This is a genomic window from Kosakonia sp. H7A, assembly GCF_003028445.1.
GTDB classification, from domain to species: domain Bacteria; phylum Pseudomonadota; class Gammaproteobacteria; order Enterobacterales; family Enterobacteriaceae; genus Kosakonia; species Kosakonia radicincitans.
Genome location: NZ_PYTZ01000006.1, coordinates 100,483 through 124,875 on the forward strand (window position 1 = coordinate 100,483; position 24,393 = coordinate 124,875).

Consider the following 24,393-nt stretch of genomic DNA (forward strand, 5'->3'; position numbering starts at 1 on the left):
TTGAATTGCGGCGGGTTAGCGCATGCCGCCAGACGCCATAATGACCTCGCCGGTCACCCATCCTGAGTCGTCTGATGCAAGGTAAGAGACTATCGGCGCGATGTCCTGCACCTGACCGATACGACCAAGCGGCGTCTGCGCTTCGTTCCAGGTCTGGAAGTCCGAACCCATCGCCCCGGTAGCGTGCGTACCTTCAGTTTCGACAAGACCAGGGTTAACGGCGTTAACGCGGATGCCGCGCGGACCAAGCTCGCGCGCGAGTACGCCGGTAATGGCGTCAATGGCACCTTTGGAGCCGCTATAAATAGCGCTCTCTGGCATAAATACGCGTGTGACGAACGAACTGATGTTGATGATGCTCCCGCCTTTCTCCAGATGTGGCACGGCGGCGGCGCAGACCAGCAACGGGCCAAGCACATTGATGTCGAACTGCTTGCGGTACAGCGCTTCGGTGGTTTCTTCGATCCTGGCGAACTGATAAATCCCCGAGTTATTCACCACAATGTCCAGCCGCCCAAAATGTTCAATCGCTGAGCTAACCAGCGCCTCAACCTCGCGCTGGTTGGTAACGTCTGCGGCGGCCGCCACGGCCTCTCCGCCTGCGGCTTTGATATCCGCAACCACGCTGTCTGCACCGGTTTTGCTGGTGGCGTAGTTGACGATAACCCTTGCTCCCTCCGCTGCCAGTTGGCGGGCAATCCCGGCACCGATACCTTTGGATGCACCTGTGACGATGGCAACTTTGTTTTTTAATTTGTTCATACTTTCAGATCCTGGATGAGGCCATAGCAGCCGGTTCAGTGAAGAGACATTATGGTGATGCCTGCATAATTGTTAGGGAACTGCCATTTATGTATATTTGATGTTCATTTTTGAACGGGGGCGGGTATGGAGTGGAGCGACGTACGGATATTTCTGGCGGTGATCCGCAAAGGATCGTTCGGCGAGGCCGCCCGAAGCCTGGGCGTGAGCCATCCGACGGTGGGCCGACGGATCAAAGCGCTCGAAGATGAGGCACAACAGCCGCTGTTTCGCCGCACGCGTGAGGGGCTGGTGCTGACCGATGCCGGAGACGCGGTGCTGAACCTGGCGGAATCGATGGAAAATTCTGCGCTGGCACTGGAAAGACGCCTGGCGGGTAATCACCAACGGCTCGAAGGTATTTTGCGGATTTCATGTGCCGAGTGGTTTGCGGGTTATGTGCTGGCACCGGTGCTGGTCGAATTGACGCGCCGTCATCCGGCCGTGGTACCGGAGATCATCGCCAGCTACCGCTTACTTAATTTATCCCGGCGCGATGCCGATGTGGCCTTTCGTCTCGTGCCTTTTACCGAGCCGGACATTGTCCAGCGTCGCCTGATGACCATTTCCTATGGTCTTTACGGTACGCCTGAAACCGCACAGACACTGCACCACGATCCGGCGTCAGTGGGGCTTATTCTGATGAACACCGCCCAGTCACATTTTCCTGACGTCACATGGTTGCTCGACAGATTTCCCCGCTCCAGGCGTGTTTTCACCAGCACAAGCCGGGCTGTTCAGGCGCAAATGTGCCTGCGGGGGATGGGAGTGGCCGTGCTACCACGGCCACTGGGAGACGCCGTTTCCGGGCTGCAACGTATTCAGACTGAAGATCAACTGCCATCCAGAGAGATATGGGTCGGCTACCACCAGGATCTCCGGCATATGGACCGCTTGCGCGCCATGCTGGATATCGCCGATACGCTGCTTGCCGACCCGGCGACGAGAGCACCGTGAACCCGCGTGTCATTTTACTGAGCACCGCACAAAGAAAACATGTCCCGCTCTGGTTAGACCACGATGCTTTGTGCCGCTGGCATCCGGCAACGTCTCAAAGCATCACAGCTTTTCGCCATTGCTGGCGATCACCTCTTTGTACCAGTTAAAGCTCTTCTTGCGGGAGCGGGACATATCACCCGTACCGTCGTCGTGCTTGTTCACATAGATAAAACCGTAACGCTTGCTGTACTGGCCGGTGGTGAAGGAGACGCAGTCGATGCAGCCCCACGGTGTATAGCCCATCAGATCCACGCCATCGTAAGTGACTGCTTTCATCATCTCTTCAACGTGCGCGCGCAGATAATCGATGCGGTAGTCATCGTTGATGCTGCCATCGGCTTCGACTTTGTCGTAAGCGCCAAAGCCGTTTTCAACGATGAACAACGGTTTCTGGTAGCGTTCATACAGTTCGCACAGAGAGTAGCGCAGCCCGACGGGATCGATCTGCCAGCCCCAGTCGGAGGCTTTGACGTGCGGGTTCGGCACGCTGCCTTCGAAGCCGGAGATAGCATCGCCGGTACCGCCTTCCGCTTTCACCGCATTGGTCATGTAATAGCTGAAACCCAGGTAATCGCAGGTGCCTTCACGCAGGATCTGCTCGTCGCCGTTTTCCATTTTGATGGAGAAGCCGCGGCGCTCCCATTCGTTCAGCACATAGGACGGGTAGTAACCACGCAGTTGTACGTCGGTAAAGACATAGCGCTCGCGCATTGATTCCTGCGCAAACATGACATCTTCCGGCTTACAGGAGAAGGGATAGAGCGCAACCATCGCCAGCATACAGCCGACTTTCATTTCCGGGTTGATGCGGCGGGCCGCTTTCACTGCCAGGGCGCTGGCGACGAACTGATGGTGCAGCACCTGGTACATGGTCTCTTCCGGGTTCTCATGATCGGTATAGACCACGCCGGAGCAGCAGTAGCCGAACAGCGGTGCGCGCCAGTTACGCTGGTTGTTGATTTCATTGAAGGTCATCCAGTATTTGACCTTGTGCTTGTAGCGTTCGAAAACCACTTCCGCGAAGCGTACGAAGAAATCGACTACTTTACGGTTGGTCCAGCCGCCATATTCCTGCACCAGATGCAGCGGCATCTCGAAGTGGGAGAGGGTGATCACCGGTTCGATGTTATATTTCAGCAGCTCATCGAACATATCGTCGTAGAATTTCAGCCCTTCTTCGTTAGGCTGCTGCTCATCCCCTTTCGGAAAGATACGGGTCCAGGCGATCGAGGTGCGAAAGCATTTAAAGCCCATTTCGGCGAATAGCTTGATGTCTTCTTTATAGTGACCGTGGAAATCGATCGCTTCATGGTTCGGGTAATATTTCCCGGCCACCACTTCGCTGGTGATCTCGCGCGGTACGCCGTGTGCGCCGCCGGTCAGCACGTCACAAATGCTTGGGCCTTTGCCGCCTTTATTCCAGCCACCTTCAACCTGGTGCGCGGCAACGGCGCCGCCCCATAGAAAATCTTTTGGTAAGGTCAGTTTTTTCATCTTTGCTCTTCTCGTCATATTGGCTATTAACGAGTCTAACAAAGGTGATTTAAATGTCACGATATAACAAATTGCCATCTGGGTAATTTGTTACACCAGAAAAACACTCTGTTTTTTTATGCTATTTTCTTCGCCAGCTTGCGCCCCAGCGATTCCAGAATATAAATGACCGGAATTTGCGTCGTAATATCGTAGCCGCCGGGAATACGCGTAGGAGGAATATGCCAGGAGAGATTGAAATCCGCCAGTTTCGCCAGGCGCGACTGTTCGTGGCTGGTAATCGACAGCACTTTGCAGTGATGCAGGCTGAACTGCCCGGCAAAACGCAGGATCTCCTCGGTCTCACCAGAGACGGAAAGGACAATTGCCAGGGCATTTTTTGCCATATCATTGGTGACCGGGAAATAAGGGTCATCAATATGGTTGCTGAATTTTCCAATATTAGAGAAGAAACGGGCGCCATATTTTGCCAGTGCGCCGGATGTGCCAGCGCCAACAAAGATAATACGCTCTGAGGATAATATTATATCGACGGCTTTATTCAGCAGGGCATCAAATTCATCGTTATTTACGCTTTTAAAAAAACTAATAACTTCACTGGCACCAAAATTCGCCTGTGGTAACTCATTTTGCTCTAAATATAATTTGAAGCGGACGCGAAACTCCGAATAGCCTTCACAGTTGAGCTTGCGGCAAAAGCGTAGCACCGTAGTGGTGGAGACGCCCGCCGCATCGGCCAGTTCGCGGATCGTCATATACATCACTTTGTCGCGGTTTTTGACTACATAGTGATAGACCATCATCTCCAGATTATTGAGGCTGGCGATGGCGGAGTGGGTAAACATCGTCACGGTGGTGTCCTTTACTCTCTGTTAACGTTGCCAGCCAGTGTGTAATTGCGTGACTACATGCTGCCATAACTCTGGCTGGCTTGCCCTGAGTTTTGTTCCCGGCATAAGAATCTGATTTAGCGGCCTGCATATTGTCATTTCCGCTTCATACTTTCATCCTACATTCACGTTTTATGGGCGTATGTTCCTTGCGAGAAGGTTGAACAGTTGTAACGCCAGTCGTCGGCTTAAATGCTGCCGTGAATATATATTGATACGAATTTTTTTAGCGTACAGGTGTGCACTGGAATCATTCTCAGTTACTCTAGTGACGCAATGTTTTTTTGAGTTCTCCCGGAGTTAGCTATGGCCAAGAAACCCTTAATCGCACAGGGATACACACTGGCAGAAGAAATCGCCAACAGCATTAGCCACGGAATTGGGCTGGTGTTCGGTATCGTCGGGCTGGTACTGCTGCTGGTACAGGCGGTAGATGCAAAGGCCAGTACAATGGCTATCACCAGTTACTCGCTTTATGGCGGTAGCATGATTTTGCTGTTCCTTGCCTCTACGCTTTACCATGCCATTCCGTACCAGCGTGCCAAGGCGTGGCTGAAGAAATTTGACCACTGTGCCATTTATCTGCTGATTGCCGGAACGTATACACCGTTTCTGCTGGTTGGGCTGGATTCGCCGCTGGCGCGCGGGCTGATGATCGTCATCTGGAGCCTCGCTCTGCTGGGGATCTTATTTAAACTTACCATTGCCCATCGCTTTAAAGTGCTGTCGCTGGTGACCTACCTGACCATGGGCTGGCTGTCGCTAATTGTGATTTATCAGCTTGCCACGCGCCTGTCGGTTGGAGGCGTAACGCTACTGGCTGTGGGTGGCCTGGTCTATTCGCTCGGCGTGATTTTTTACGTCTGCAAACGCATCCCTTATAACCACGCAATCTGGCACGGCTTCGTGCTGGGCGGCAGCGTCTGTCACTTCCTGGCGATTTATTTGTACGTCGGACAGCTTTAAGTTAAAGCCGGTGGCGGTTTCCGCCCCGGCTTAGCGCGTTTACTCTTCCAGTGAATAAGGCAGCGGCTCGATGCTCAACGTATTCGCATCGTCGCGCACGCGGAAAACGCTGCCGGGTTCCATATCGTTGTTCATCACCACCTGAACCAGAAGGCGCCCGTCATCAAGCTGCACCGAGGCCAACACGGTACCGGTACGGCGCCAGTTGTCTCCCATCTTCAACTCAAGGTCTTCTCCTGCTTCCGGCACACGGCTGGCTGTCCCTGCCAGATACCACAATGCGCGCTTGTTGGCGCCGCGGAATTTTGCTCGTGCCACCATCTCCTGGCCGGTGTAACAGCCTTTTTTAAAGCTGATGCCGCCCAGCGCCTGTAGGTTAGTGGCCTGTGGGATAAACTGCCCGCTGTTTGGCGCATCAATAACCGGCAAGCCCGCTTCGATATTCAGCGCCAGCCACTGTTGACTGTTATTAAGCTGCGCTTCGCCACGCAGTTTTTCGGCCACCAGTTCCGCCGTTGCGGCGTTGGTTACCAGCAGGAAACGCTCGGCAGGGTGTGCAAACCACAACAGGGTGGTATCGCCTTCCTGCACAACCTGTTTTTCACTGTCCGGAAGGATGGTAAAGAGATTCGCCAGCGCCGCGCGCGCCTGAAAACCGGCCACGCCCAGTAGCACGTGTTCATCGTCTTGTGCAATGGCGACTTTAGAGAATACGGCGTATTTCTTCAGTTCACGAAGCTGCGCTTCACGCACGCTGCGGCGCAGGATCCAGGCAAAACCGTCCTGAAAGTGGAACAACCGCATATTGCTCCACATTTTCCCTTTAGAATCACAGTGTGCCGCCAGCAGGTGCTGTTCAGCCGTCATAGTTGTGACATCGGCGGTCACCTGGCCTTGCAGGTATTTTTCGCTATCTGCGCCGGTAATCGTTGCCAGCGCCCAGTCATCGAGCGTCATAAGCGTCAGCGGCAGACGTGATGATGCGGTCGGCTGGCGCGGAGGAAACGGAGTAAAAGGCATAATAATGTCCTGATTAGCTTAACGCTGTGTTGGTTCTTAATGGTAAAAGAGCCGTTGTTCAATGCAAGTAATAAAGCATGCGTTTTGTGCCATTGTGCATGCGTTGCGAAGCATTACTCAGCGCAATGATATTTTTTGCAGTGGGTGCGATTAATTCTGGAAGCGGCCCCGCGAAGCGAAATATTCCGCAAAAGGAATATTAAAAACACGTTACAATGGGCCATTATGCCGATGAAGGGAGAAGATCATGGATATTAACAACAAAGCCCGTATCCACTGGGCGTGCCGCCGTGGAATGCGTGAACTCGACATCTCAATAATGCCTTTTTTCGAACATGAGTACGACACGCTGAGCGATGATGACAAACAGCTGTTTGTTCGTCTGCTGGAAAGTGACGATCCTGATTTATTCAACTGGTTAATGAATCACGGTAAGCCTCAGGACACGGAGTTACAAAGAATGGTGCAGTTAATCCAGACACGGAATCGGGATCGTGGTCCTGTGGCAATCTGAGTTACGCGTCTCCTGGCGCGCACAATGGATTTCGCTTTTGCTCCACGGTCTGGGCGCTGCACTCATTTTGCTGATGCCCTGGCCTTTGAGTTACACACCGCTGTGGCTGCTGTTGCTGTCGCTGGTGGTTTTTGATTGCGTGCGCAGCCAGCGGCGGATCAATGCCTGTCATGGCGAACTCAAACTGCTGATGGATTCCCGCCTGCGCTGGCAGGGCATGGAATGGGATATCATCGGAACGCCGTGGATGTTACGTAGTGGAATGATGCTGCGCTTGCGCCGTGAAGAGGATGGGCGCCGTCAACATTTATGGCTGGCGGCAGACAGCATGGATGCGCAGGAGTGGCGCGATCTGCGCCGGGTGATATCACAGAAACCGGCGCAGGGGCTGCATTAACAGGGGATGTGGCTGCCTTTAAACCAGCCGTTCCGCCATCTCTGTCAGGATTTGCTCACACCATGACTGAATGCGCGAATCGCTCAGGTCATACTGATTGGTTTCGTCCAGCGCCAGGCCGACAAACAGTTGACCATTGGCAATTACCGGTTTGCTGCTGGTAAATTCGTAACCTTCCGTCGGCCAGTAGCCGATGAACGTCACGCCTTTGGGTGCCAGTTTGTCATGCAGCATGCCCAGTGCATCAAGGAACCATTCGCCGTAGCCGAGCTGATCGCCCATGCCGTATAGCGCGATGATTTTGCCGTCAAGATTGAGGTCATCAAGCTGATCCCAGATGGCTTCCCAGTCTTCCTGCAATTCGCCAAAATCCCAGGTCGGAATGCCGAGGATAAGTGCATCATATTGCTCCATCAGCGCGGGTGCGTCATCTTTCAGATTGTGCAGCGTCACCAGTTCCGGCCCGATAATTTCGCGAATTTTCTCCGCCGCCATTTCGGTATAGCAAGTGCTGGAACCGTAAAACAGGCCAATATTCATAACGTAAACTTCTCAATTCCGGATGTCTCTTTGTGAGCAGTGTACCAGAATCGTACGGCTATCAGGCATAATGCAGCGATTGAGAAACGGAGGCGTTTCAATGGAACAGGATTTCGCACGTATCGAACAATTTCTTGATGCGCTCTGGCTGGAAAACAATCTGGCGGACAACACGCTCAGCGCCTACCGTCGCGATTTGCAAGGCGTGGCCGAGTGGCTGCATCATCGTGGAAGTAGTCTGGCCCTGGCGAGAAGTGATGATTTACATGCGCTGCTGGCCGAACGCGTGGATGGTGGCTACAAAGCTACCAGTTCAGCGCGTCTGCTCAGCGCCGTGCGAAGACTCTTCCAGTACCTGTACCGGGAGAAAATCCGTAGTGACGATCCCAGCGCGCAACTGGCCTCGCCGAAGCTGCCGCAGCGTCTGCCAAAAGACTTAACGGAAGCGCAGGTTGAGAGACTTTTACAGGCGCCGGTAGTTGACCAACCGCTGGAGTTACGCGATAAAGCCATGCTTGAGGTTTTATATGCCACCGGGCTTCGCGTCTCTGAACTGGTCGGGTTGACCATGAGCGATATTAGCCTGCGCCAGGGCGTGTTGCGGGTGATTGGTAAAGGTAATAAAGAACGGCTGGTACCGTTGGGTGAAAATGCGGTGTACTGGGTGGAAAACTACCTTGAACACGGGCGTCCGTGGCTGCTGAACGGCGTATCGATTGATGTGCTATTCCCCAGCCAGCGCGCTCAGCAGATGACGCGCCAGACTTTCTGGCACCGTATCAAGCACTATGCTGTGCTGGCGGGGATTGACAGCGAAAAGCTTTCCCCTCACGTTTTACGTCATGCTTTTGCCACGCATTTGCTCAATCACGGCGCGGATCTGCGCGTGGTGCAAATGCTACTGGGGCATCAGGATCTTTCTACAACGCAAATTTATACGCATGTGGCTACCGAGCGGCTGCGTAAGCTTCATGAACAGCATCACCCGCGGGCGTGATGGCTGATAATTAAAGGATGTTTTATGAAAAATGGTTTGATTATGTTCACCCTGCTGGCAGCGGCTTTTTCTGGCGTTGCGCATGCAGACGACGCCGCTATCAAGCAGTCGTTGGCAAAACTGGGTGTACAGAGCTCTGAGATATTGCCCGCTCCCGTCGCCGGAATGAAAGCGGTATTGACCAACAGCGGCGTGCTGTATGTGACCGAAGACGGCAAACATATTATCCAGGGGCCGATGTACGATGTCAGCGGCGCGCAGCCGGTGAACGTCACCACGCAAATGCTGTTGCCGCATCTTAACGCGCTGGAAAAAGAGATGATTGTCTACAAAGCGCCGAAAGAAAAACATGTGATCACTGTGTTCACCGACATCACCTGCGGCTACTGCCAGAAACTGCACAGTGAGATGGCGGATTACAACGCGCTGGGTATCACCGTCCGCTATCTGGCGTTCCCGCGTCAGGGTGTGCCGAGTGAAGTTGAAAACCAGATGAAAGCGATCTGGTGTGCTAAAGATCGCAATAAAGCCTTTGATGACGCGATGGATGGCAAAGGCATCAAACCGGCCAGTTGCGATATTGATATTGCTAACCACTATGCGCTGGGTGTGCAGTTTGGCGTCAACGGAACACCGGCCATTGTGCTGAACGATGGCTACCTTGTTCCGGGCTATCAGGCACCGGCTGAGATGAAAGCCTTCCTCGACAAACATCAGCAAGCCACCAGCGGTAAATAAGACGCGTGAAAGCTCAGATACAACTTCGCCGCCGTAAGGTGGATGATTCGGCGGAACTGGCGGAAGACTTACCGCCGTTACTGCGTCGGCTCTACGCCAGCCGCGGCGTGCGTAAGGCCAGCGAACTGGAGCGCAGCGTAAAAGGCATGCTGCCCTGGCAGCAACTTACCGGCATTGATGAGGCGGTTTCGCACCTTTATCACGCGCTGCGCGAAGGTTTACGCATTATCGTGGTCGGTGATTTTGACGCCGATGGCGCAACCAGCACGGCGCTCAGCGTCCTGGCGCTGCGCGCGCTGGGCTGTGAAAATGTGAGCTACCTGGTGCCGAATCGTTTTGATGACGGTTACGGTCTCAGCCCGGAAGTGGTCGATCAGGCGCATGCGCGCGGCGCGCAGTTGATCCTGACAGTCGACAACGGTATTTCCTCGCATGCCGGGGTGGAGCGGGCGCACGAACTGGGTATTCCTGTGGTCGTGACGGATCACCACTTGCCTGGTGATACCCTGCCTGATGCGGAAGCCATCGTGAACCCCAACCTGCGCGACTGTGATTTTCCGTCGAAATCGCTGGCGGGCGTCGGTGTCGCTTTTTATCTGATGCTGGCGCTACGCGCTTTTCTGCGCGACAACGGCTGGTTTGAATCGCGCGGGCTGGCTATGCCGAATCTTGCGGAACTGCTCGATCTTGTCGCTCTGGGAACAGTAGCAGACGTGGTGCCGCTTGATGCCAACAACCGTATTCTCACCTGGCAGGGCCTGAGCCGGATCCGCGCCGGGCGCTGTCGGCCTGGCATTAAAGCGCTGCTTGAAATCGCCAACCGTGACGCGCAGAAACTGGCGGCGAGCGACCTGGGTTTTGCGCTGGGTCCACGCCTGAATGCGGCGGGCAGGCTGGATGATATGTCGGTGGGTGTTGCGCTGCTGTTATGCGATAACCTCGGCGAAGCACGTCAGTTGGCTAACGATCTGGATGCGCTGAATCAGACGCGCAAAGAGATCGAACAAGGGATGCAGGCCGAGGCGCTAACCTTGTGCGAGCAGCTTGAACGAAGCCGCGATACCTTGCCCGGTGGGCTGGCGATGTACCATCCCGAATGGCATCAGGGTGTGGTGGGGATTCTTGCCTCGCGAATCAAAGAGCGTTTTCATCGGCCGGTGATTGCCTTTGCGCCTGCTGGCGATGGCGTTCTGAAAGGTTCCGGGCGTTCGATTCAGGGGCTGCACATGCGTGATGCGCTGGAGCGCCTGGATATGCTCTATCCTGGCATGATGCTTAAATTCGGCGGTCATGCGATGGCTGCCGGTTTGACGCTCGAAGAGCAGCGTTTTGAAGAGTTTCAACAGCGCTTCGGCGAACTGGTGACGGAATGGCTGGATCCGGCGCTGTTGCAGGGTGAAATTGTTTCTGACGGCCCGCTAACGCCGCAAGAGATGACGCTGGATGTCGCCGAAATGCTGCGTGAAGCCGGGCCGTGGGGGCAAATGTTCCCGGAGCCGCTGTTCGATGGCGAGTTTCGGCTGTTGCAGCAGCGGCTGGTGGGCGAGCGTCACCTGAAGGTGATGCTTGAGCCGGTTGGAGGCGGTCCGCTGCTTGATGGCATTGCATTTAACGTCGATACCACCTGCTGGCCGGATAACGGCGTGCGGCAGGTGAATATTGCTTATAAACTTGATGTCAACGAGTTCCGCGGGAATCGTAGCGTACAGCTTATCATCGAAAATCTCTGGCCACTTTAGCGCCAGTATTCGCTACAAAAAAGGGCGTGGATCCGGTAAACTCTCGCCCTTATCACCGCATTTTGACAAGTCCATTAAAAGAAATCAGACCATGTTTGAAATTAACCCGGTAAAAAATCGTATTCAGGACCTCACGGAGCGCTCCGACGTTCTTAGGGGGTATCTTTGACTATGACGCCAAGAAAGAGCGTCTGGAAGAAGTAAACGCCGAGCTGGAGCAGCCGGACGTCTGGAATGAGCCAGAGCGCGCACAGGCGCTGGGCAAAGAGCGTTCCTCACTTGAAGCTATCGTCGATACCCTCGATCAAATGTCGCAGGGGCTGGAAGATGTCTCCGGCCTGCTGGAGCTGGCGGTAGAAGCTGACGACGAAGAAACCTTTAACGAAGCGGTCGCCGAGCTGGACGGGCTGGAAGAGAAGCTGGCGCAGCTTGAGTTCCGTCGCATGTTCTCCGGCGAGTATGACAGCGCCGATTGCTACCTCGATATCCAGGCGGGCTCCGGTGGTACCGAAGCGCAGGACTGGGCGAGCATGCTGATGCGCATGTATCTGCGCTGGGCGGAAGCTCGCGGCTTCAAAACTGAAATTATCGAAGAGTCTGAAGGTGAAGTCGCGGGTATTAAATCTGTGACCATCAAGATTATCGGCGATTACGCCTACGGCTGGCTGCGTACCGAAACCGGCGTTCACCGCCTGGTGCGTAAGAGCCCGTTCGACTCCGGCGGCCGTCGTCATACCTCCTTTAGCTCCGCATTTGTCTACCCGGAAGTGGAAGACGATATTGATATCGAGATTAACCCGGCGGATCTGCGTATTGACGTCTATCGCGCATCCGGCGCGGGCGGCCAGCACGTTAACCGTACGGAATCTGCGGTACGTATTACCCATATTCCGACCGGACTGGTAACGCAGTGCCAGAACGACCGTTCTCAGCATAAAAACAAAGACCAGGCCATGAAGCAGATGAAAGCGAAGCTTTATGAACTGGAAATGCAGAAGAAAAATGCGGAGAAACAGGCGATGGAAGACACCAAGTCCGATATCGGCTGGGGAAGCCAGATCCGTTCTTATGTCCTGGATGATTCCCGCATCAAAGATCTGCGTACCGGGGTTGAAACCCGCAACACGCAGGCGGTGCTGGACGGCAGCCTGGATCAATTCATCGAAGCAAGTTTGAAAGCAGGGTTATGAGGAACCAACATGTCTGAACAACAAGCACAGGGCGCTGACGCGGCAGTCGATCTTAACAATGAACTGAAAACCCGCCGCGAGAAGCTGGCGCAACTGCGCGAGCAGGGTGTGCCGTTCCCGAACGATTTCCGTCGTGACCAGACCTCTGACAAGCTGCACGCTGAATTTGATGGCAAAGAGAACGAAGAACTGGAAGCCCTGGGCATTGAAGTGGCCGTTGCTGGCCGCATGATGACCCGCCGCATTATGGGTAAAGCCTCATTCGTAACCTTGCAGGATGTGGGCGGTCGAATTCAGCTGTACGTTGCGCGCGATGATCTTGCAGAAGGCGTGTATAACGAGCAGTTCAAAAAATGGGACCTCGGCGATATCCTCGGCGCGCGCGGCAGGCTGTTCAAAACCAAGACCGGCGAACTTTCCATTCACTGCACCGAACTGCGTCTGTTGACTAAAGCTCTGCGTCCGCTGCCGGATAAATTCCACGGCTTGCAGGATCAGGAAGCGCGTTATCGCCAGCGTTACCTGGACCTCATCTCTAACGATGAATCCCGCAATACCTTTAAAGTGCGTTCGCAGATCCTGGCCGGTATTCGCCAGTTTATGGTGAGCCGCGACTTTATGGAAGTTGAAACGCCGATGATGCAAGTGATCCCTGGCGGTGCGTCCGCGCGTCCGTTTATCACTCATCATAACGCGCTTGATCTGGACATGTATCTGCGTATCGCGCCGGAACTGTACCTCAAACGTCTGGTGGTTGGCGGCTTCGAGCGCGTGTTCGAAATCAACCGTAACTTCCGTAACGAAGGTATCTCCGTTCGCCATAACCCTGAGTTCACCATGATGGAACTCTATATGGCGTATGCGGATTATAAAGATCTGATCGAACTGACCGAATCGTTGTTCCGCACGCTGGCGCAGAACATCCTCGGCAAAACCGAAGTGCCTTACGGCGATGAAGTTTTCGACTTCGGCAAACCGTTCGAAAAACTGACCATGCGCGAAGCGATCAAGAAATACCGTCCGGAAACCAACATGGCGGATCTGGATAACTTCGATAGCGCGAAGGCGATTGCTGAAAGCATCGGTATCAAAGTTGAGAAGAGCTGGGGTCTGGGCCGTATCGTGACCGAAATTTTCGAAGAAGTGGCCGAAGCACATCTGATTCAACCGACCTTTATTACGGAATACCCGGCGGAAGTTTCCCCGCTGGCGCGCCGTAACGACGTTAATCCGGAAATCACCGATCGCTTCGAGTTCTTCATCGGCGGTCGTGAAATTGGTAACGGCTTTAGCGAGCTGAATGACGCGGAAGATCAGGCGCAGCGTTTTGCTGACCAGGTTGCAGCGAAGGATGCGGGCGACGACGAAGCGATGTTCTTCGACGAAGACTACGTGACCGCGCTGGAACACGGTCTGCCGCCGACGGCGGGTCTGGGCATTGGTATCGACCGTATGGTGATGTTGTTTACCAACAGCCACACCATTCGCGACGTGATTCTGTTCCCGGCAATGCGTCCGGTGAAGTAATCGCTCAGCGATAAAAAAAGCCCCGGCGTGAACAACGTCGGGGCTTTTTTATACCTGCAATGTGGCGGCAAAATTTCTGAGCGCGGGCTGCGCAGTGGCTGCTTCTGCCACCATCCAGGGGCTAAAAGCCCAGGGCGTAGCATTGAGCGCCTGCAATAACGCTTCCAGATCCACCCACTGATATTCCATCACTTCATCGTAGTTAATCGTCAACGGCGTTGTGATTTGCGCGGCGAAGACCGGGCAGATTTCGTTTTCCACGATGCCGGAAGGATCTGTTTCACGGTAACGGAACTCTGGTGCGATGGCGGTAATGCGCCCGATCCCGGCGCCGACTTCATAACGGCAGCGGCGAATAAGGGCCTGTTCGGTGGTTTCCCCTTTTTGCGGATGCCCGCAAACGGAGTTCGTCCAGACGCCTGGCCAGGCTTTTTTGCTTAATGCACGCCGTGTCACCAGAGACTGCCCTGCGGCATTAAAAATCCAGCATGAAAAAGCCAGATGTAACGGCGTTTGCGATGTATGTGCGGCGTACTTTTCCTGCGTACCGGTTACCACTCCCTGCTCATTCACTAAAATAACGTGCTCTTGTTTACCCATAACGGCTCCCGAACGTAAAACGCCGGGTGGCGCTGGACTTAGCCAGTTTACAGGGAACACGATCTCTGCAAACCAGCCAGCCACAGCGCCACCGGGCAAACGCGATTATAACCAACTATCAGGCGAAAAGTTTTGCCCAGAGAGCGGAAAAGGGCATTACCAGTACCAATCCGGGCAACATATTTGCCACCGGGAACGGCTTGATATTACAAATCCGCAGCCCCGTTGCGACCATGATTAGCCCTCCCGCGCAGGAGAAATCCCCCATCATGTCCGGAGTGATCATGTGCAGGATGTAAACCGCCAGCGTTGCCAGCGCAACCTGCACGGCAATCAGTGGTAAACCGATGGTCATGACTGAGAAGCCCAGCATGGTGGCGAAAATGGCGGCGGTAAACAAATCGAGCACCGTTTTGATATACAGGATGGAGGGATCGCCAGTCATGCCTTCATGCATCGCACCGAAGATACCGGTGCCGCTGGCGCAAAACAGCACCAGAATCGCGACAAATTTCTCCGTAAATTCATCGTGGCCCAGGCCCTGAACTGGTGGGAACACGCGGTTGATTAAGCCGCGTGTTGTGCCTGCCGCTCTACCGATCTGTTTTTCCAGAAAGAATACTTCGCCAATGACTGCGCCCAGCACCATCGCCAGAACCACGGCAGGCATGAACTTCACTTTTATCACCAGGTTGATACCAAGACCGACCGAACAGAGACCAAAGGTCAGGGGCAGCGCCACTTTCACGCGCTCCGGAATACGTTTGCCAACGAGTGAACCCAGCAAACCGCCGACAATAACGGCAGCGCCATTCACATAAGGACCGATTAACATAATATTTCCTGCATGATTACGCGTTATGAGCCAGGTTGCCCTCGCCCCAACGCGGAAGGTTTTTCACATCAATACCAAACAGGTCTAACGCGCGGCTGACGCTGTGGGTAATGATTTCATCAGTGGTTTGCGGGCGCTGGTATAGCGCCGGAACCGGCGGGAAAATAATTCCGCCCATTTCTGTTACCGCCAACATGTTGCGAATATGTCCGAGGTTAAGTGGCGTTTCGCGCGCCAGCAGCACCAGACGGCGGCGCTCTTTAAGCACCACGTCGGCGGCCCGGGTTAGCAGGTTATCTGTCAGGCAGTTTGCGATGGATCCCAGCGAACGCATGGAACAGGGGGCAACGAGCATGCCCATTGTTTTAAACGATCCGCTGGAAATGGCTGCGCCAAGATTACCAATAGGGTGAACCACATCTGCCAGTGCCATCACCTCATCCAACTGATAGTCCGTTTCCAGCTCACAGGTTTTTTCCGCCCCTTTTGAGATAACCAGGTGGACTTCAGGAGCCTGCGCACGTAAAAGCTCAAGTGCCTTTACGCCATACTGAAAACCAGAAGCACCGCTAATGCCGACAATGATGCGTTGAGATGCCGCCACATTGTTCCCCTTACTCGAAATCTGGCAGGAAGCGTTTCACATCAACCTCTTTAAACTTCGAGCGTTCAAAATGGCTTTTCAGGTGGAATGGCACCGTACAGTCAAAGAGGGTTTTGCAGGACATTCCCTGCTGCAAAATGCTCGGGCTGTAAGCCGGGATCTGCGAGGGATCGAGCGGATGACAGCGAACCCCGGGAATCGTGACGGTATCGACATCACCCTGATATCGGGTTTGCATCGCCCACAGCACATCGTCGCTGTCGAAAATATCCACGTCTTCATCAACCAGAATCACGTGTTTCAGTTCCGGGAAGGCAGAGAATGCCAGCAGGGCTGCCTGGCGCTGACGGCCTTCATCCGCCGGGGAGAATTTTTTGAATTGCATCACCGCCAGAAGTTTACCGCCACCCGCAGAGTGAGCGAACACGTTGAGCAGCTTGCCCGGCATTGCACGGCCCACCATATCGAGGATACTGGCTTCCGTCGGGATGCCCGCCATATTGACGTGTTCTTCGCCTGGACCCACAGTGGTACGCCAGATCGGGTTGTAGCGATGGGTGACGGCTTTGACTTTGATTACCGGCAGTGCATCTTTGGCCTCGCCGGTATAGCCGGGAAATTCAGGCATCGCTTTACCGGTATTGGTGTTCTGATCTTCACGCAGACGTACGTTCGGCAGCAGTTCGCCTTCGATAACGATCTCCGCATGCGCAATGGCACGTTCGTTGATGGTTTTACACTGCACCATTTCTACAGCGTTGCCGCGCAGGGCACCGGCAACGCTCAGTTCGTCATAACCCAGCGGGGTGGTTGGCGGCTCAAAGCAGGCGGCGATTTCGATAGCAGGATCGACGCCAATACTGATCGAGATCGGCAGTGGTTTCCCGGCGGCTTCCGCTTTCATGCGGAATGCATCGATATGGCGACCCGGGGTTAACCACATCGACAGCTCGTCGCGGCTCTGTACGCAAAGGCGGTGAATGGTGATATCAGATTCGTGTGTTTCAGGATCGGAAGCGTAGCACAGACCCATTGTGATGTACGGGCCGGCATCCTCTTCGGTATTGGTTGGTGCTGGTAGCAGTTTGCGCAGGTCGAAGTTAGTGTCGCTGGCCAGATGAACCACCTGTTGGCAGACGGCATTGTCTTTGGTCAGTATTGGCGGAATAGGGTTCTGCACGGAATCTTTCAGCAGGTGGCCCAATTTTTCCGGCGCGCAGTTGAGGAAATGGCTGACGCGTTTACGCGAGCCGTTCAGGCCGATAGCCACGCTGATATCCTGGAAGCCCTTCACTTTGTTGAACATCATCACCGGGCCGTTTTTACGTGTTGGGCGCTGGCAGGTGCCGCCCGCGCCAACGTAACGGTAAACACCGGAAAGTTCGGCGTGTGGATCAACTTCAGTATCGGTTTCGACATATTCGCCGGGCAGTGTTTTTAATAATTCAATCGCCGAGCGTAAATCTGTAACGCCGCTGGTATTTTTATTTTCGCTATTTGACATAGTCTGTTCCATCGGAAAAAGGGTTTACTGTCGGTGGCTACCTTATTTTTCCAGGGAACATTAAACAAATACCGTTTTCCTGACTCAGACCAGATCAAAAAAGTACTATTTATAAAATTGTTAAATTTAGGTTTCTAATTTGATTAAAAAACCAGACTTTTCCTTTGCTGCGCTAAGTGTGATACTGAGCGCCGGGGGATCGTGGAGTAGATCTGTATGGATTTGAAAAGGTTGCGCTATTTTTGCCGCGTTATAGAGCAGGGATCCGTAAGCCAGGCCGCGAAAGTGCTGAATATGGCGCAGCCGCCATTGAGTAAACGGATCCAGGAACTGGAAGAAGAGCTACAGGTTTCACTGTTTACCCGCCAGGGAAATCGTATTGAGCCAACTGATGCTGGATATTTTCTTTATCGTAAAGCATGCGAAATATTACGTCAGGTTGAAGACACCGCCCGCGAAACGATCGCTATTGCTAATAAAGAAAAATTCAAGTTAAGAATCGGCTTAACCCATCTTTTTCAATCGTATTTCAAGCCATTGTTGCTGGAGCTTTATAAGCGTCATCCCGATGCGGAGATTAATATTTCGGTAACGGATTCCAGCCATCTGGAAACCATGCTTAACGAAGGTGCGATCGATCTGGCGTTGATCCAGCGCCCCTACCGCAGTGAAGGCTTTGATTATGTCTCCTTCGATCCGGTACGGCTGGTTGCGGTGATCAGCAAACAGTGTTTGCCTGAAATGCCAGCGAGCCCATTTGATTACCAGGCGCTGGCGGCATTTCCGCTGGTGCTGCTGCACCGGGCAAAAGATGCCGGAACGTATGAGATGTTAATCGACCTGTTCCGTAAAGCGGGTGGGAATCCGCGGGTGATCATGCATATCACCCAGCCTGGTGTGATTCTGGAATGGCTGGAGTCTGGTCTCGCTGCGGCAACGCTGCTGCCGTCATCAGAGGTGGATGCAGCTAAATTAATAAACTGCCACGTAGTGGATGTTTTTCCGTCGCCGCAGGTATTTTACCCGGCTCTGGTGAAGATGCCGGCGATGCCGTATCTGCCGGAAATGATGGAAATCATTGCTCAGGGCTACCCGATGCCGCGCCATTCATCGTGAAAGTATTGGCATCCGGATTGTGGCTGTTATCATAGGTCGCCATTTATTTTAATCGAGGATCTGTTTTGCGCGCAGGACGCCTGATGAGTAACCCGTTCCGCATTGCCTTTTGCCTGGCGTTCGCTTTATTGCTGGCAGGTTGCGCCGGGAAATCCTCTTCCGGAGGCAATTATTCCGGCTCCACCTATACGGTTAAGCGGGGCGATACGCTGTACCGTATTTCACGCATTACCGGAACCAGCGTGAAAGATCTCGCCAGCATGAACGGGATCTCCCCGCCATATACCATCGAAGTGGGGCAGCGGTTGAAGGTTAATGGCTCTAAAGCCAGCGCATCCTCGGGTAAAACCAGCACGAAAACCGCTAAAGTCACGCCTTCCTCCGCCGTGCCGCAATCCTCATGGCCGCCGGTAGGGCAACGCTGCTGGCGATGGCCGACCAGCGGGAAAGTGATTATGGGTTACTCCACGTCCGACGGCGGGAATAAGGGGATTGATATTGCAGGTTCGCGCGGGCAAGCCATCTATGCTGCTGGTGCAGGGAAGGTGGTTTACGTTGGTAGTCAGCTTCGTGGCTACGGTAATCTGATCATGATTAAGCACAGCGAAGATTACATTACGGCCTACGCGCACAACGATACGATGCTGGTGAATAACGGACAGAACGTGAAAGCGGGGCAGAAGATCGCCACCATGGGCAGCAGTGATGCGGATTCTGTTCGCTTGCACTTCCAGCTGCGCTACCGGGCAACGGCGATTGATCCGCTGCGTTATTTACCGCCGCAGGGCAGCCCTCCCAAATGTTAAAAATGCGCCGAACAGACGATAAATTAACCTGTTAGCGCAGGCGTATCTTGCCAGACGGTGCGTAAAGACTATAATGCGTTACGCACTTCGACGCGGGCGTAGTTCAATGGTAGAACGAGAGCTTCCCAAGCTCTATACGAGGGTTCGATTCCCTTCGCCCGCTCCAGCCCTTTAAAAGCCTTGTAACTCATTGAGTTAGCTCTAAGGTGATGTGACCAAAGTACCGCTATTTACCCTGATAGTTGCCGCGATTTGTTGAACGGTGAACAGGGAGTTTAGCAAAGCGCTGGCGGTCGTTCCACTTGTCATACCGCGATAGCCCAACATGAACAGAAAGCCGCGCACCCGGCATGATTCCCTGAAACTTTTAGTGAAGCGCATTTTTAGCCCGATGCCCCCGTTCTGTCGCCGTCGCGAGACGCCGCAGGGGATAAACAGGTTTATGGTGGTCATGGTACTTGCAGACCATATGCAAGCTCTGCCAGCGGTTCGGCCTCGCTCCCCTTGGGTACATGGTTATCCTGATAAGCCTCACTAACTGACATAACCTTGATGAAGTCGCCAGAGGCTCCGCTTGTTGTCTTACCACCAACGGGGCTTTATGGATTCTATTGCGGTATGTGTATGGAATCATGTATGTGATAGCTTTGGTACACTGCATAAAAACAAGTACTGCTGGATGGAACACGATGCGCACACAGGAAAGTCTTAAAGCCATTTATGAAGCCAGATGCGCAAGGTACGAGAAGCACCTGCACGCTGGTATGGATACCACCTCAATCATACTGAAAGGGCATCTTTTCGTTGAGGAATTGCTTTTTGATATTCTGAAATTGCATTGCCGGGATAGCGGCCCGATTGAGAATATTAAGCTCGGCTTTAGCCATAAGCTAAGCCTAGTGCATGCTATGTTTGGATCTCATTTACCGGGCATGGAATTCCCTAAAAATGTTTGGGCTGCTTTGGATAAATTGAACAAGTTGCGGAATGCACTTGCACATAACATTGACTCTCCAAGAGCTGCCGAAGTATTCAAGTCCTTTGTTTCATCGTACAGCCAATTGGTTGGCAAAGAGGTGACGACTAGCGTCACTGATGAGATTCCGGGGATAGACCGCAAGCTCGGACTGGAGCTGATTTGTATCTTAATGTATTTGCTAGGATTTTTGGGGTGCTTGCATGGTATAGCCTACCTCAACCCACCACTCATATATGGAAGTGAAGTCCCGGTTACGATACCCAACAAAATTGAGCACGAGTGACAATAAGCTGACAATGCGAGGCATTGCCTGCCACTTGGGTTGTGCATAAAATATCCATTAAATTAATAGTGGGTATTGTGCATGGAATACGTGGCCTTTGGTGATGAGAGTGGTACGACAGGAAGTGACCGCTGTTATGGCATTGGTTTGCTGTGTGTTCGTAAAGACACACTGCATATCTTTAATGAGCGCGTTCAGAAGCTGAAAGACAAGCACGGTATTGTCGGTGAGTTAAAGTGGTCGAAAATTAAAAACAGCGCAGGGCAGGCAAACATCTGCATTGAGCTGCTGGCAATGGTGCTTAAGAACTCGTGCTGTTTCCATTCGATTATTGTTGTGAAGAACATGTACAACAACTGGCAGATGGATAGAGAGCTGGCTTTTTACCAGACGTACACGATGCTTGTTAAGAACGTAGCTAAGCAGATTAAAAGTGACGTTGAAGTCATCATTGACCAGAAGATTGATAAGTACAAAAAGAACGATGAAGTAACGGGCATTATTGCTAACCGTATGCTGGCTAGAGCCGGGATAAAGACGTTGGTTAAGTCGGTAACTATGCACGACTCCAAGCACCACTTGGGCTTACAGGTTGTGGACATTCTCACCGGGGCAGTGAACTCTGGGTACTTGAAGTATCTGAACCCACGGCTAGAGTTGTCTGTGGCTAAAGAGATTGCTTTTGAACGGATGGCTGCTCTGCTTGGTTGGGACATGTTTCATTATGATACGTTCCCGAATAAGGATTTTAATATCTGGCACTTTCCGCAAGAGATGCGAGCAGTGCCGGGATCAAAAAGCATTCGTCCAGATTACAGCGTTCCGCCGGTTAAGCGTGAAGAGCTGGCCTGACTTACCCTTATCGCAATCTAGATCTGAGTGGAAAATTTCATGAGTTACGACGAACTAGACCCCGCAACAAAGCGTGTATTGCAGCAAGCTGAATACATGAGAAGCAAGGAAGTTAAGTTGGCACAAATAGCACGGATAAAACAGCTCACGGCCTATACGAATTGGCTTGCTGAGCGAGGCGACTGGGGCGACCCGAACCCAGCTACGGAAGAAGAGTCACTCAAGCTGCTGCATATACGCCAAATGCGTATTGGGTACGATACGATGCAAGTGCTTAAGTGTAACTTCGAGGAACTGTACGAACATATAGATGCTGCTCTTGAAAATGCGCTAGCATGGAGAGACTATCGGGTTAAAGAGTGGGCGGCTGAATCTGATATTGCTGAACTGAATGCTTTATGGGAGTGGTTCCGAGAGAGACTGCCCGCTGACTACGTATCGCCGTATTAGAAATAGAATGCAGCCTTATCCCAAAAGATGTTAGCAATCCCCACCGCAAGCGGCTCTCCGGGGTTTGTGCGCATGAAGTAATGCGGTTGTACTGGGGATATGCGCACAACCCTCTACAAGCCGCATTCTACTGTTAGCCTATGGCTGAATCCCCGGCTTGAAAAATTGCACGTTTATGGTTGCCCCTCCCTCAACTGTAAAGCTCGTCCGCGCCCCCGTGCGCATGCGCGTACCCGCGCGTCAGGGGGCGCTGAGAAAACCCTAAGATTTTACTCATCTGAGCCAACTATTGCAGGCGCGAGATGCTGGCTGATTGCTGCTGCTGAATAACTGTGTGGGACGAGTACTGCGGTCATCTGCCTTTCATTGTGTATCTGTACATCACTCTAAAATGATCTGTGCCGCGCTCTGCGGCGTTCTGTGCTTCCAATGTGTAGATTCAACGCCTTTGTGATTTCGAGATCGTGGCGGTGCCGTGCTGATCTCCTGTGTGCGCTTTTCACTGTGTTCTTTCGGTGTGCCGGAGAATGCTGACGTGATGCTCCTGTGTATGAGTATCTTTTGAGTGTACTTAATGGATACTCTGTGCTGATGCCATATCGTTGTATCAATAATGGGTTTACATAAGTTAATTGATACAGTATCTTTGGTCTCACCTTTTTGATACTGAGGGCTGAGGGATGAGATTCGGATACATTCGAGTGAGCACCAGAGAGCAGAACACCGCGAGGCAAGAGGCTGCTTTAGCTGGCCTGTGTGATGAGCTGCTGATTGATAAGGTATCGGGCAAGAGCACTGAAAGGCCGAAGCTGACCGAGCTGATGCAGCGTGTTCGCGCTGGTGATGTGGTGGTGGTGAAATCCGTTGACCGTCTGGCACGCAACACCAAAGACCTGCTAACCATGCTGGATGAGCTTCTGAGCAAGAACGTGTCTGTTCAGTTTCTGGATAACAGCATGACGTTTGAGCCAGAGAATCCCACGAGCCGCTTTATGATTACCATGCTGGGCGCAGTGGCTGAGCTGGAGCGGAGCTTCATCCGCCAGCGCCAGACCGAGGGGATTGCCATCGCTAAAGAGGCTGGTCGCTTCAAGGGCAAGCCGAAGGATACAGAGCTACGTGAGAAGGTAGCCGAGCTGCTGGGGCGTGGCCTGTCACCTGACGAGGTGGCGAAGGTGGCCGGGTGTGGCCGTGCTACCGTTTTTCGCATCAAGCGAGAGCTGGCCGCCAGCGCTGAGGGGTGATGACCTACAGCCTGATTAGGTGCCAGCACTGGCCGTTGCTGGGCTGTGGGTGATGGATGACCTACAGCTTTTGTATTGATTTCAGAGTGTTAAGTTGCCAGTGGTATTATAAGGCACTGATTTTGTTGTGTTGTTTCGTTTTACTGGCGGAGGGTACATGAAGACGATGGGGGCTTTAGCTCCCTGAGGATGAATTTACCCTCAGATTATGAAAGTGAGCGATCACTGAATAATTCCCGGATGGGGGCCGGGAAGGGTTCAAAGCCTGCGGTGTCTCGCAGCAATTCCAGATGCCGCATGGGGTGGAGTCATTTGGCTGGGATGTTTTAAAGATGCATTTTAGATGTATGTACAAAAAAGGTTTCTATCTCTTCACTCTGGTTTCCCAATTAGTGTTATCGCTTTTCGCTCTACACTGGCTGCGCTTCTCGCGTCCGTGAGTCCGCTTTGATGCTCGGCGCTCCTCACAACCGTGCTAGCCGCGCTGGCAATCCGGCGGGGATCTGTAGTGAGACGGTTTTACAAAACTGAATCTGATTTGCATAGTTGATTGCCGTGCATCCCCAATCGTAAATATTAACCATCCTGTCTGTTTTAAATCCTCAATACCGGACAGCGTTCATAAGTATCTCGCCACCCGGTTTTCCTGCGCGGTATACCCTGCACCCACTCCGCGCAATCTTGCCAGCCTCATCATAAAGCTGTTACCCGTCTAGCAATTCCTGAATTAGTTTAAGAATCAATGCACTTAGCTGAGACATTCCCGCCAGAAATCTCCTCACTAACTCACGGTTATAACTGGTTGAATTAATTGGAAAGTAAAAGAGAGTGACCACTATGGAAAAGGGCTACCACAAAACCGCCTCAAATCTCCCTGAGTTTTATTGATCCCGGTAAACCTACTCAAAATTAGCTGTCACGCCGGACGCCACAAGGGCTGTCCGGGATTTGCATGCATGAAAGTTACTACGCTGGAGAACGGTTCGCCGAATAGCGCTGCTGATGCTGCCGATTACATGAACATTACCACGTTGGTTAGAGCCGCTCCCGCTGCTGCTGCCGAAGCATTGAGCGCGGTAGATGCCACGCCCCAGCAACTGGTATTTACCGAAACTGTTATCCCGCATTACGTTCGCTGTGCCGTCACGAACAAGGCCGTTCAGGGATCATTTCAAAAACGGCTGCGCGTGCATTACCACCACGAAGATGGTTCCGTCATGACCTTCCGCGAGTATCGCAGATTGCATGGGGTAGTCCGCAAGCGTGGCGTACACCTCCGTTACATATGCCGGAAAGCTGCCTGATTAT

At 53.0% G+C, this 24,393-nt stretch carries 25 protein-coding genes and 1 tRNA gene; 17 read left to right on the top strand and 9 right to left on the bottom strand.

From position 1 onward, the window contains the following. Positions 1-15 precede the first annotated feature (15 nt). Positions 16-762: an SDR family NAD(P)-dependent oxidoreductase gene (locus tag CWM66_RS19225; RefSeq protein WP_007370247.1), complete on the bottom strand. Its 747-nt coding sequence runs from the start codon at positions 760-762 to the stop codon at positions 16-18. 126 nt (positions 763-888) lie between these two features. Between CWM66_RS19225 and CWM66_RS19230 the strand changes: the two genes are divergently transcribed. Then, positions 889-1,758, top strand: coding sequence for a LysR family transcriptional regulator (locus tag CWM66_RS19230; protein WP_007370248.1), 870 nt, complete (start codon positions 889-891; stop codon positions 1,756-1,758). A 102-nt stretch (positions 1,759-1,860) separates the two neighbouring features. Here the strand turns inward: CWM66_RS19230 and bglA are convergent, their stop codons facing one another. Both bglA and CWM66_RS19240 read right to left on the bottom strand, forming a co-directional pair. Continuing rightward, positions 1,861-3,294, bottom strand: coding sequence for a 6-phospho-beta-glucosidase BglA (gene bglA, locus CWM66_RS19235; RefSeq protein WP_071921388.1), 1,434 nt, complete (start codon positions 3,292-3,294; stop codon positions 1,861-1,863). Between the two features lie 116 nt (positions 3,295-3,410). Continuing rightward, positions 3,411-4,139, bottom strand: coding sequence for a MurR/RpiR family transcriptional regulator (locus tag CWM66_RS19240; protein ID WP_007370250.1), 729 nt, complete (start codon positions 4,137-4,139; stop codon positions 3,411-3,413). Between the two features lie 351 nt (positions 4,140-4,490). Here CWM66_RS19240 and CWM66_RS19245 point away from each other — a divergent pair, with 351 nt between their 5' ends. Further along, a complete protein-coding gene (locus CWM66_RS19245; protein WP_007370251.1) occupies positions 4,491-5,150 on the top strand; it encodes a hemolysin III family protein in 660 nt (219 codons plus the stop codon). 39 nt (positions 5,151-5,189) lie between these two features. Here CWM66_RS19245 and ygfZ read toward each other — a convergent pair whose 3' ends face one another. Next, positions 5,190-6,170 (bottom strand): tRNA-modifying protein YgfZ, encoded by a 981-nt coding sequence (gene ygfZ / locus CWM66_RS19250; RefSeq protein WP_035889601.1) that lies wholly within the window; start codon positions 6,168-6,170, stop codon positions 5,190-5,192. A gap of 247 nt (positions 6,171-6,417) precedes the next feature. Between ygfZ and sdhE the strand changes: the two genes are divergently transcribed. Both sdhE and CWM66_RS19260 read left to right on the top strand, forming a co-directional pair. Next, positions 6,418-6,684, top strand: a complete 267-nt coding sequence (sdhE, locus tag CWM66_RS19255) for an FAD assembly factor SdhE (protein ID WP_007370253.1) — start codon at positions 6,418-6,420, stop codon at positions 6,682-6,684. Next, complete coding sequence (locus CWM66_RS19260) at positions 6,665-7,081, top strand: protein YgfX (protein ID WP_007370254.1); 417 nt, start codon at positions 6,665-6,667, stop codon at positions 7,079-7,081. The genes sdhE and CWM66_RS19260 overlap by 20 nt, the downstream gene beginning before the upstream one ends. Before the next feature lie 18 nt (positions 7,082-7,099). Here CWM66_RS19260 and fldB read toward each other — a convergent pair whose 3' ends face one another. Next, positions 7,100-7,621 carry a flavodoxin FldB gene (gene fldB / locus CWM66_RS19265; RefSeq protein ID WP_007370255.1) on the bottom strand — a complete coding sequence of 174 codons (522 nt, stop codon included), beginning with the start codon at positions 7,619-7,621 and terminating at the stop codon, positions 7,100-7,102. Between the two features lie 100 nt (positions 7,622-7,721). On the opposite strand from fldB, the gene xerD reads away from it, so the two are divergent. The 5 genes from xerD to lysS all read left to right on the top strand — a co-directional run bounded on the left by xerD (position 7,722) and on the right by lysS (position 13,812). After that, positions 7,722-8,618, top strand: a complete 897-nt coding sequence (xerD, locus tag CWM66_RS19270) for a site-specific tyrosine recombinase XerD (protein ID WP_007370256.1) — start codon at positions 7,722-7,724, stop codon at positions 8,616-8,618. Between the two features lie 24 nt (positions 8,619-8,642). After that, positions 8,643-9,356, top strand: a complete 714-nt coding sequence (dsbC, locus tag CWM66_RS19275; RefSeq protein WP_007370257.1) for a bifunctional protein-disulfide isomerase/oxidoreductase DsbC — start codon at positions 8,643-8,645, stop codon at positions 9,354-9,356. Between the two features lie 5 nt (positions 9,357-9,361). Further along, positions 9,362-11,095 carry a single-stranded-DNA-specific exonuclease RecJ gene (gene recJ, locus CWM66_RS19280; protein WP_035889603.1) on the top strand — a complete coding sequence of 578 codons (1,734 nt, stop codon included), beginning with the start codon at positions 9,362-9,364 and terminating at the stop codon, positions 11,093-11,095. Between the two features lie 91 nt (positions 11,096-11,186). Further along, positions 11,187-12,285 (top strand): peptide chain release factor 2 gene (gene prfB / locus CWM66_RS19285; protein WP_107147091.1). Its coding sequence is split into 2 segments (ribosomal slippage): positions 11,187-11,261 and positions 11,263-12,285, totalling 1,098 coding nucleotides; the frame shifts between segments, so codons are not numbered across the junction. A gap of 9 nt (positions 12,286-12,294) precedes the next feature. Further along, positions 12,295-13,812 carry a lysine--tRNA ligase gene (lysS, locus tag CWM66_RS19290; protein ID WP_107147092.1) on the top strand — a complete coding sequence of 506 codons (1,518 nt, stop codon included), beginning with the start codon at positions 12,295-12,297 and terminating at the stop codon, positions 13,810-13,812. 48 nt (positions 13,813-13,860) lie between these two features. On the opposite strand, the gene idi is transcribed toward lysS, so the two are convergent. The 4 genes from idi to CWM66_RS19310 all read right to left on the bottom strand — a co-directional run bounded on the left by idi (position 13,861) and on the right by CWM66_RS19310 (position 17,355). Then, positions 13,861-14,412, bottom strand: a complete 552-nt coding sequence (gene idi / locus CWM66_RS19295) for an isopentenyl-diphosphate Delta-isomerase (protein WP_071921387.1) — start codon at positions 14,410-14,412, stop codon at positions 13,861-13,863. Positions 14,413-14,530: 118 nt separating this feature from the next. After that, positions 14,531-15,247 (bottom strand): DUF554 domain-containing protein, encoded by a 717-nt coding sequence (locus CWM66_RS19300; protein WP_107147093.1) that lies wholly within the window; start codon positions 15,245-15,247, stop codon positions 14,531-14,533. 16 nt (positions 15,248-15,263) lie between these two features. Then, positions 15,264-15,851: a UbiX family flavin prenyltransferase gene (locus CWM66_RS19305; protein ID WP_007370263.1), complete on the bottom strand. Its 588-nt coding sequence runs from the start codon at positions 15,849-15,851 to the stop codon at positions 15,264-15,266. A 10-nt stretch (positions 15,852-15,861) separates the two neighbouring features. Beyond that, the gene (locus CWM66_RS19310) at positions 15,862-17,355 is read right to left on the bottom strand and encodes a UbiD family decarboxylase (RefSeq protein WP_107147094.1); all 1,494 of its coding nucleotides are present in this window, start codon (positions 17,353-17,355) and stop codon (positions 15,862-15,864) included. Between the two features lie 216 nt (positions 17,356-17,571). On the opposite strand from CWM66_RS19310, the gene CWM66_RS19315 reads away from it, so the two are divergent. The 8 genes from CWM66_RS19315 to CWM66_RS19350 all read left to right on the top strand — a co-directional run bounded on the left by CWM66_RS19315 (position 17,572) and on the right by CWM66_RS19350 (position 24,389). After that, complete coding sequence (locus tag CWM66_RS19315) at positions 17,572-18,471, top strand: LysR family transcriptional regulator (RefSeq protein ID WP_007370265.1); 900 nt, start codon at positions 17,572-17,574, stop codon at positions 18,469-18,471. Positions 18,472-18,536: 65 nt separating this feature from the next. Then, positions 18,537-19,277, top strand: coding sequence for an amidase activator ActS (gene actS, locus CWM66_RS19320; protein ID WP_007370266.1), 741 nt, complete (start codon positions 18,537-18,539; stop codon positions 19,275-19,277). A gap of 92 nt (positions 19,278-19,369) precedes the next feature. After that, positions 19,370-19,443, top strand: a tRNA-Gly gene (locus CWM66_RS19325). A 523-nt stretch (positions 19,444-19,966) separates the two neighbouring features. Further along, positions 19,967-20,539: a hypothetical protein gene (locus CWM66_RS19330; RefSeq protein ID WP_107147095.1), complete on the top strand. Its 573-nt coding sequence runs from the start codon at positions 19,967-19,969 to the stop codon at positions 20,537-20,539. A gap of 81 nt (positions 20,540-20,620) precedes the next feature. Next, complete coding sequence (locus CWM66_RS19335; RefSeq protein WP_107147096.1) at positions 20,621-21,391, top strand: DUF3800 domain-containing protein; 771 nt, start codon at positions 20,621-20,623, stop codon at positions 21,389-21,391. Positions 21,392-21,430: 39 nt separating this feature from the next. Beyond that, positions 21,431-21,841, top strand: coding sequence for a hypothetical protein (locus CWM66_RS19340; protein WP_107147097.1), 411 nt, complete (start codon positions 21,431-21,433; stop codon positions 21,839-21,841). Positions 21,842-22,521: 680 nt separating this feature from the next. Further along, positions 22,522-23,085 (top strand): recombinase family protein, encoded by a 564-nt coding sequence (locus CWM66_RS19345; RefSeq protein ID WP_107147098.1) that lies wholly within the window; start codon positions 22,522-22,524, stop codon positions 23,083-23,085. Positions 23,086-24,041: 956 nt separating this feature from the next. Then, positions 24,042-24,389, top strand: a complete 348-nt coding sequence (locus CWM66_RS19350; RefSeq protein ID WP_107147099.1) for a hypothetical protein — start codon at positions 24,042-24,044, stop codon at positions 24,387-24,389. Positions 24,390-24,393: the final 4 nt, after the last annotated feature.

Excerpts from the sequence above, each read along its gene's own strand:
- sdhE (WP_007370253.1), top strand. The coding sequence starts at position 6,418 with ATGGATATTAACAACAAAGCCCGTATCCACTGGGCGTGCCGCCGTGGA.
- CWM66_RS19315 (WP_007370265.1), top strand. The coding sequence starts at position 17,572 with ATGGATTTGAAAAGGTTGCGCTATTTTTGCCGCGTTATAGAGCAGGGA.
- CWM66_RS19225 (WP_007370247.1), bottom strand. The coding sequence starts at position 762 with ATGAACAAATTAAAAAACAAAGTTGCCATCGTCACAGGTGCATCCAAA.
- CWM66_RS19230 (WP_007370248.1), top strand. The coding sequence starts at position 889 with ATGGAGTGGAGCGACGTACGGATATTTCTGGCGGTGATCCGCAAAGGA.
- CWM66_RS19350 (WP_107147099.1), top strand. The coding sequence starts at position 24,042 with ATGAAAGTTACTACGCTGGAGAACGGTTCGCCGAATAGCGCTGCTGAT.
- CWM66_RS19240 (WP_007370250.1), bottom strand. The coding sequence starts at position 4,139 with ATGTTTACCCACTCCGCCATCGCCAGCCTCAATAATCTGGAGATGATG.
- idi (WP_071921387.1), bottom strand. The coding sequence starts at position 14,412 with ATGGGTAAACAAGAGCACGTTATTTTAGTGAATGAGCAGGGAGTGGTA.
- dsbC (WP_007370257.1), top strand. The coding sequence starts at position 8,643 with ATGAAAAATGGTTTGATTATGTTCACCCTGCTGGCAGCGGCTTTTTCT.
- CWM66_RS19300 (WP_107147093.1), bottom strand. The coding sequence starts at position 15,247 with ATGTTAATCGGTCCTTATGTGAATGGCGCTGCCGTTATTGTCGGCGGT.
- xerD (WP_007370256.1), top strand. The coding sequence starts at position 7,722 with ATGGAACAGGATTTCGCACGTATCGAACAATTTCTTGATGCGCTCTGG.
- CWM66_RS19345 (WP_107147098.1), top strand. The coding sequence starts at position 22,522 with ATGAGATTCGGATACATTCGAGTGAGCACCAGAGAGCAGAACACCGCG.
- CWM66_RS19310 (WP_107147094.1), bottom strand. The coding sequence starts at position 17,355 with ATGTCAAATAGCGAAAATAAAAATACCAGCGGCGTTACAGATTTACGC.
- ygfZ (WP_035889601.1), bottom strand. The coding sequence starts at position 6,170 with ATGCCTTTTACTCCGTTTCCTCCGCGCCAGCCGACCGCATCATCACGT.
- CWM66_RS19340 (WP_107147097.1), top strand. The coding sequence starts at position 21,431 with ATGAGTTACGACGAACTAGACCCCGCAACAAAGCGTGTATTGCAGCAA.
- CWM66_RS19335 (WP_107147096.1), top strand. The coding sequence starts at position 20,621 with ATGGAATACGTGGCCTTTGGTGATGAGAGTGGTACGACAGGAAGTGAC.
- lysS (WP_107147092.1), top strand. The coding sequence starts at position 12,295 with ATGTCTGAACAACAAGCACAGGGCGCTGACGCGGCAGTCGATCTTAAC.
- CWM66_RS19245 (WP_007370251.1), top strand. The coding sequence starts at position 4,491 with ATGGCCAAGAAACCCTTAATCGCACAGGGATACACACTGGCAGAAGAA.
- CWM66_RS19330 (WP_107147095.1), top strand. The coding sequence starts at position 19,967 with ATGCGCACACAGGAAAGTCTTAAAGCCATTTATGAAGCCAGATGCGCA.
- bglA (WP_071921388.1), bottom strand. The coding sequence starts at position 3,294 with ATGAAAAAACTGACCTTACCAAAAGATTTTCTATGGGGCGGCGCCGTT.
- fldB (WP_007370255.1), bottom strand. The coding sequence starts at position 7,621 with ATGAATATTGGCCTGTTTTACGGTTCCAGCACTTGCTATACCGAAATG.